The following is a 6940-nucleotide window of genomic DNA, read 5'->3' as shown; positions in this document are numbered from 1 at the left end:
GGGACCTTTGGTCCCGCCCGGTTCACGAGAACTCAGGTCGCTGGCGCTCCCTTCGTCATCCCTCGCACGGTTCTGATGAGGCGGCTCGGATGACCGCTATCCTCGCCACCTCGTCAGCGCGCGCCATCCCATCGGATGGGCTGCGCGATACTACCCAGCCGCCGTGGCACGCGAAAGAGGCGTGATGCAGTATTCATGCGGCTTGGTCGTTGAAATCACAGAGGGTAAAATCACCGGGGAGAAAGAAGAGTAATCGAACGATTTCGAGCAATCGGTCCCTCTAGCCCATCTTTTCGACGAAGCTCGGATGAGGGACGGGGCGTTCGTCTTCCCACTCCTCCACGTACTTGCGGAGGCGGTCGTGGGCCTGGCGCGCGCGGCGCTGGCGTTCGTCCTCTGAGATCTCCTCACAGCCCTCGGGGACCTCGCGGTCGCGGTTGGTGAAGTAGCCCTCCGGGGCGACCCAGTCGTGGTAGAAGTCCGGGTTCGCGTCCTCGATCAGGGTGAGTCCGACCTGCGAACCGTGACCCGCCGCGACGATGGCTTGGTGGTACTGCTCGGCGAGTCGCCCGGCGGCGTAGAGTCCTTCGACGTCGGTCCGTCCGGTCTCGTCCACCGAGACGTACTGCTTGCTTCCGGACTGCTCGAAATCGAGGTCGAGTCCTTCGAGATACGAGGAGTTCGACCACGAGGCTGCGACCACCCGCTCGGCCGAAATCGTCTCCTCGTCCTTCGTTTCGACGGTAAACCCGCCGTCGTCCGACTGGCTGACCTCGTTAGCCTTCGCGTCGAGGCGGGCACATCCGGCGCGTTCGGCCTGCTCTCCGAGCATCAGGGAGAACAGTCGCGAGTCGACTCCGGCCGGGAAACCGGGGAAGTTCTCCAGAATCGCATTTCGGTAGAGGATGGAAACACCGTCGTTCACGACCAGCGTGTCGAGGTCGGCGCGGGCGGTGAAGACGCCTGCGGACAGTCCCGCGACGCCACCGCCGACGATGACCACGTCGTAGTCCGTCATGGTCGATGGTTGTCGGTGCGGTGGTATAAACGGACTGTTGATGGAGTGGGCGTTCACGTCCCCTCGCCGGAATGTTTACTTTCGATCCCGCAAAATCGAAACGCGTGGATCACCTCGAACTCAGTACCGTCGTCTACGTGCCGCCGGAGGAGGCCTACGAATTCCTGCTCGACTTTCCGGGCTACGCGAACTACTCGGAACACCTGACGAGGGTCACCCACGACGGGGACGGCGGTTCGGGGACGGAGTACGACATCCACCTCAAGTGGTGGAAGATTCAGTACGTCGTCCGCTCCGAGGTGACGGAACTCGACCGGCCGAACCGCATCGACTGGAAGATCATCAAGGACATCCACGCCCACGGCAGTTGGCGCGTCGAGGAAGTCCCCGAGGAAGCCCCCGAAGGCAAGGAAACCGCCTCACGGGTGCGGCTCTCGATTCACTTCGACGCCGATTCGGCGAGTTCCGGCATGCTCGATTTGCCCATGTTCGTCTCGCTCGGATGGGTCGTGGACAAGGCGAAACCCCTCGTGCTCTCGGAAGCCGAAAAGGTCGTCAAACGCATCGTCACGGATTTGGAGGGCCAACCGCGGGACGTGAACCTCAAGATTCACAGCAAGCCCGATTCGGTCTGATTCTCACTTTCGTTCCGGCCGCACGGAATTACTCCAGATACCTACCCCATTGAAAGTGCCCGCTCGGTAGAACGACTTCCTGGTCACAGCTGCTACGCCAAAAAAGAACGAAATCGCCGATTCAGACCAGGCTACGGCCTTCGAGTTCGCCGTTCGGGTAGTCGACTTCCATCAGGTCGAGGATGGTCGGGGCGATGTTGAGCAAGTCGGTGTCCTCGGGAACGTTGGCGTCCGGGTCGTCCACGAACAGCGTCGCGTTGTCGAAGCTGTGCATGCCGTTTCGCGGACCGACGCCGAACACGTCGTCGTGACCCTTGAATCCGGCCTTCAGATCGAAGCCGTGGTTCGGAACCGCGACGAGGTCGGGTGCGATGTCCTCGTGGTCGCCGTCAAAGGCATCTTCCTTCTCGACCACGCGCCAGCAGACCTTCTCGCCGTTCGGCCCTTCGAGGTTTTCGAGCTTCTCCTTGAGTTCGGCGCGTTTCTCCTCGTACTCGTCCTGTGGAACGCTTCCGCGCGGTTCGCGGCCTTCGAGGTTGATGTAGAAGCGACCCGGGATGAGCGAGTAGGCGACGGTGTCGTCGCTGATGTCGCCGAGTTCCTCGTGGTCGTCGTCCTCGTAGGAGAGCAGGCCCTCCTGTTCGAGCCACGTGTTGAAGTGAACCTCGTGGTGGAGGCTGGTGAACCCGTGGTCGCTGGCGACGACCATCGTCACGTCGTCCGGCAGCGAGTCACGGAGTTTGCCGAGGTACTCGTCCAGCGTTCGGTAGAACTCGATGAACTCCTCTTTGTACTCGCCGTCCTCCTCGTAATCCTTGAAGAGGAAGTGGTTCACGCGGTCGGTCGTCATGAACACGCCGAAGAAGAGGTCCCAGTCGTCCTCGTCGATGTAGTGCTGGAACGACTCGTAGCGCGTCTTGAGCGTCTCATGTGCGTTCTCGATGAACTCGGTCTTGTCCTCTTTGTGCCCCAACTTCGCGTTCGTATCGATGGGGTAGTCGATGGAACTCAGGTAGTTCCGCATCTCGTCCGGGTACGCACCTTTGTCCACGCCGGGCGAGAGGAAGCCGGAGACCATCCGCTGGACGTTACGCTGTGGCGGGAACGTGACGGGCACGTTCATCACCGTCGCCTTTCGACCCGCGTCGGTGACGCGGTCCCAGATGCGCGTCGCCTGTACGTCGCGTCCCATCGGAACGTACGTATCGTACGAGCCGACCTCGCGGTCCTGGAAGCCGTAGACACCCGTCTGTCCGGGATTGACGCCCGTCGTGAGCGTCGGCCAGCAGGCGGAGGACTCGGGCGGAACGATGCTGTCGATTGCTCCGGCGCTTCCCTCGCTCGCGAGCGATGCGATGTTCGGGAACTCCGAGGCGTTTTCCTTGAGGAAACTGTACGGCACGCCGTCGATGCCGAAGAAGGCAACACGTGGAGCATCGTCCCCACGAAGCCTATCGAATAGACCCATACGCCGCTCTACCACAGGCGGCTACAAGAACCTTCGTTTCCATGCTATCATCTCACAAGTTTCCGTATTACGAACTCTCGAAGGCAGTGAACAGAGCTTTTCGGGTGCTCGCGTCGATGAGCGAATCCAACGTGTCGGTGTGTTCGCTGTCGACTTGCGCGAAGATACCGAGCGGAACCCGTGCGGTCGCGGCGTCCGCGTTCCCGCCCGTCGTCTCGCGTGCGTCGAACGCACCAGTGAGGATATCGACGGCGCTGGTTCGAACGTCCTCCGCCCGACAGGAGATGACGATCGTCTCCTCGTGGAGTCCGAACACGGCGGCCGTCGAGACGCCCTCCAATCGGAGCAACGAGTCGGCGGCTTCCTCCAACGCGCTTACCGACGGGACGACGCCGACGTTCGCCACGGCGAAACTCGCACGTCGCTCCCGACTGGAAATCGCCTCGCCGAGCACGTCGAACGTGTCGCCGCTGACGCCGGGCGAACGAAGTTCCTCGATCCTCCCGAGGTCGGCGTAGGCGTGCAGGAAACCGGCCGCGTCGTAGTCGTTCACGCCGTTGGCCCGCCGGAACTCGCGGGTCCCTGCACGAATCCCGTACAGCAACGCCGTGGCCACGCGCTGATCCGGGACGAACTCCATCTCCCGAACGAGTTCGGTGACGACGGTCGACGTCGCGCCGTCGTCGGTCCACGTGATCGTCAGGATGTTCTCCTCGGCGGTGGGACAGTGGCGGATGACACCGACTACCGGCGGGTTGTTCGATAGTCGAGGGACCGCACCGCCACCACCGATGGCGATACCGGCGTCGCAGTCCGGCAACCCTTCACCGTTCTCGTCCAAAATCGTCACGTCGATATCGAAGATGTTGCAGAACGCCTTGCTGTCCTCGCCCGTCACGTTTCCTTCGGCGGCGATTCGCCCCGCGACACCCCAATCCTTGCAGAGCGCTTGGAGTCCGACGGCGGCGGCTAACGAGTCGATACTCGCACCTTCGGGAACGACGAGGGCGACTCGATTTTGCCCCGCAATCGTCTCTCGGAGCGAATCGGCCGATTCGGGGTCGTCGGTGCTGTGACGTCCCAACGAACGAAATTGAACGGCGTACAGTACGCCGCCACCGGAGAGAAGCAAGAAGAGCGCGGCGACGACCACGGGAGCATTTTCGTTGACGAATCCGGCAAGCATGGTATCACATAGCTCGGCCAAAACGTATATACTTACGGGTGGATTTATTGGCAGCTTTATGTTCAATATCGGATCGTCGTTTTCGAAACCCCCATGAAAGTCGATTTTTCTGACGAAATCGGCGTCTTTCGAAAGAAGGACATATGTCCACGAAACTGGATAAAATTAGACAGCTTATTGACTATTCTGCGTGTTTGACGGTTGGGAACGCGATCGTTTCGACTCACGGGGCAACCACTGACGAACGAAAGGAGAAAACAAAACGAATCGTCCGAAATCGACCGAAGCGTTAGTTGAAGTTTTCTTCGTACAGTTCCTGCGAGTGCTCGATAGCGTCGTATGCGCCCTGTTTGTCCTCCCAACCCAACGTCTCGACTTCCTTTCCGGCTTCGAGGTTTTTGTAGGTGGAGAAGAATTCGTCGATTTCGTCCTTCGTCTGCTGTGGGACGTCGTCGATATCCTCGATGTGGTCGAAACGCGGGTCCTCGATGGGGACGGCGATGACTTTGTCGTCCTGCTCGCCGTCGTCGTCCATCTTCATGAGGCCGACCGGACGGACCTCGATGACACAGCCGGGGAACGTCGAATCCTCGACGAGGACGAGCACGTCGAACGGGTCCTCGTCGTCGTAGAACGACTGCGGGATGAACCCGTAGTCACCGGGGTAGTGGACGTTGCTGTGGAGAACCCGGTCCAGCATGACACCGGGAATGTCCTTGTCGTACTCGTACTTGTTCCGGTCGCCTTTGAGACACTCGACGACTGCATAGATCTCCTCGGGGGCGTTCGGTCCCGTTTCGAGGTCTTCCCAGAGATTCGTCATGGGTCGGGTGGAAGTCGAAGGGAAGACCAAAAAGTCCTTTCGGCAGAGGTGTAAACAAGCGATTTGTATCCGCGCAACCACCCAGAATTGTGACATTCTTCCGTAGACGACGGGTGGCAGTCAAGTGTTAAAATCGAACAAAATAGACGAGAAACACCAAGAAACTTGAGAAGGGTTAAATATCTCGGTTACATATCTCGTCGTGTCAAAGCCTATGTCAGAGGCACAAACACTCGCCGAAAGCAGTACCGCCCGCGACCTCACCGCATTCCAGCGTAACATCCTCATCGTCCTCACCGAGGAACCGATGTACGGGCTCGCCATCAAGCGTGAACTGGAGAGCTACTACGACGAGGAAGTGAACCACGGCCGCCTGTACCCCAACCTCGACACGCTGGTCGAGCGTGGACTGGTGGAGAAGAGCGAACTCGACAAGCGAACGAACCAGTACGGCCTGACCCAAGAGGGTCTCGAAGTCGTCGAAGACGGCTTTGCGTGGTCGCTCTCGAAGTTCGTCACCGACGACTCGCGCGCGGACAAAGTCCGCGCCCTCATCGAGAAGTACGACTAACGCAGTCGAACACGAGTTCGACCGATTCGTTTACGGTTTTTTTCTGCTCCCCAGTCGGCCAGGCATTGCGTGGGAAGTAATCGTTCAGAAACTCCGCCACTTCGTTCCTCGTCGCCGATTCGACGGGGCGAGCGTAGTGATTTCCCATGAAGTCGGCGAACGCCTCGGCGTTCGCGCCGTGAACGTCGCCGTGTTCGTCCCGAACGCGTTCGACGACGGCGCGATTGTGTTCGTCGATTTCGTCCCAGTCGTCCGGGTCGCCAGCACCGGTGAGGGGGATTTCGACCGCACGGTCCGTATCCTCGATTCGCTCGACGCGGATCGTTCCGTCCTCGACCCACTCGTCGGGGTGGAGCACCAACACGGTTCTCGCACTCTCCTCCCGAATTCGGGAGACGAATCCGTGTTCCGCGAGCAGTCGCTCCCGCTCCGCTCGGTACTCCTCGGCTTCCGTTTCCGCTCCCGTGTCCTCCCGATCCCGTGCGAGATGGGTCAACCGTTCGGCCTCCGAGACGGCATCACTCGGGAGTCCGTCGTCCAGTTGTTCGTCTTCCGGCCGTTCGTCGTCCAGTTGTTTATCGTCTGGCAATCCGTCGTTCAGTCGTTCGTCGTCGGGTCGGTCAGCCATCGTCCAACGCCTCGTTCGCTAGCTTGTCCGCGCGTTCGTTTACCTCCCGTGGGACGTGTTTCAGCGACCACTTGTCGAACCCGTCCAGCAGTTCGCGTGCACGAACCCGACGCTCGCGGAGTTCGGGGTTGTTCGTCTTCCACGCGCCCGTCACCTGCTTGACGATGAGTTGTGAGTCCCCTTTCACGTCCACGGAATCGAACCCGTAGTCACGGGCGGTTTCGAGCGCCTCGATGAGCGCTTCGTACTCGGCCTGGTTGTTCGTCGCCCGACCGATCGTCGTTCCTCCCTCCGCCGCGATTCCGTCGCTGGTGACGATGGTCCATCCGGTGGCCGCTGGCCCCGGATTGCCACGACTCGCGCCGTCGAAGTAGAGATAGGCGTGACCGCCCGCATCGCGCAATATTGCCTCGATATCCTGTGGGTTCGCTCCCTGAATCACGAGTTTGTCGTCGTACGCGATGGCGACGGCATCGCCGTGTTTCGCCCGCCACTGTTCGTACTCGGACTTACCGTCCGAGACGATGATTCCGGCGTCGGCGAGCGTCCGGCGTGCCTCTTCCACGTCACACTCGATGACTGGCATTGCCGACACTCGTCTGTGTGCGAGT

General features: G+C 60.4%; 9 protein-coding genes. 3 read left to right on the top strand and 6 right to left on the bottom strand.

Translation table 11 applies throughout. The features are described 5' to 3' along the window. Positions 1–185: hypothetical protein (locus WBV42_RS16115; protein ID WP_423986927.1), on the top strand; the 185-nt coding region annotated here is incomplete at its 5' end. Between the two features lie 95 nt (positions 186–280). Here WBV42_RS16115 and WBV42_RS16110 read toward each other — a convergent pair. Beyond that, complete coding sequence (locus WBV42_RS16110; protein ID WP_423986926.1) at positions 281–1018, bottom strand: FAD-dependent oxidoreductase; 738 nt, start codon at positions 1016–1018, stop codon at positions 281–283. A gap of 104 nt (positions 1019–1122) precedes the next feature. Here WBV42_RS16110 and WBV42_RS16105 point away from each other — a divergent pair, with 104 nt between their 5' ends. After that, positions 1123–1653, top strand: coding sequence for an SRPBCC family protein (locus WBV42_RS16105; RefSeq protein ID WP_423986925.1), 531 nt, complete (start codon positions 1123–1125; stop codon positions 1651–1653). A 121-nt stretch (positions 1654–1774) separates the two neighbouring features. On the opposite strand, the gene WBV42_RS16100 is transcribed toward WBV42_RS16105, so the two are convergent. The 3 genes from WBV42_RS16100 to WBV42_RS16090 all read right to left on the bottom strand — a co-directional run bounded on the left by WBV42_RS16100 (position 1775) and on the right by WBV42_RS16090 (position 5130). Then, positions 1775–3121, bottom strand: coding sequence for an alkaline phosphatase family protein (locus tag WBV42_RS16100; RefSeq protein ID WP_423986924.1), 1347 nt, complete (start codon positions 3119–3121; stop codon positions 1775–1777). A 67-nt stretch (positions 3122–3188) separates the two neighbouring features. After that, positions 3189–4307, bottom strand: coding sequence for a DHH family phosphoesterase (locus WBV42_RS16095; protein ID WP_423986923.1), 1119 nt, complete (start codon positions 4305–4307; stop codon positions 3189–3191). Between the two features lie 289 nt (positions 4308–4596). Next, a complete protein-coding gene (locus WBV42_RS16090) occupies positions 4597–5130 on the bottom strand; it encodes an inorganic diphosphatase (protein WP_423986922.1) in 534 nt (177 codons plus the stop codon). A 214-nt stretch (positions 5131–5344) separates the two neighbouring features. Between WBV42_RS16090 and WBV42_RS16085 the strand changes: the two genes are divergently transcribed. Further along, a complete protein-coding gene (locus tag WBV42_RS16085; RefSeq protein ID WP_253227206.1) occupies positions 5345–5701 on the top strand; it encodes a PadR family transcriptional regulator in 357 nt (118 codons plus the stop codon). Here the strand turns inward: WBV42_RS16085 and WBV42_RS16080 are convergent. Further along, positions 5682–6329, bottom strand: a complete 648-nt coding sequence (locus WBV42_RS16080; RefSeq protein WP_423986921.1) for a DUF7108 family protein — start codon at positions 6327–6329, stop codon at positions 5682–5684. The two genes, WBV42_RS16085 and WBV42_RS16080, sit on opposite strands and share 20 nt — an antisense overlap. Beyond that, a complete protein-coding gene (rnhA, locus tag WBV42_RS16075; RefSeq protein ID WP_253227204.1) occupies positions 6322–6915 on the bottom strand; it encodes a ribonuclease HI in 594 nt (197 codons plus the stop codon). Before rnhA ends, WBV42_RS16080 begins: the two co-directional genes overlap by 8 nt. Positions 6916–6940 lie beyond the last annotated feature (25 nt).

The organism is Haladaptatus sp. (genome assembly GCF_049589095.1).
GTDB lineage: Archaea > Halobacteriota > Halobacteria > Halobacteriales > Haladaptataceae > Haladaptatus.
Note: the sequence above shows the minus strand (reverse complement) of the source record. Positions and strands in the feature narration are given on the sequence as shown.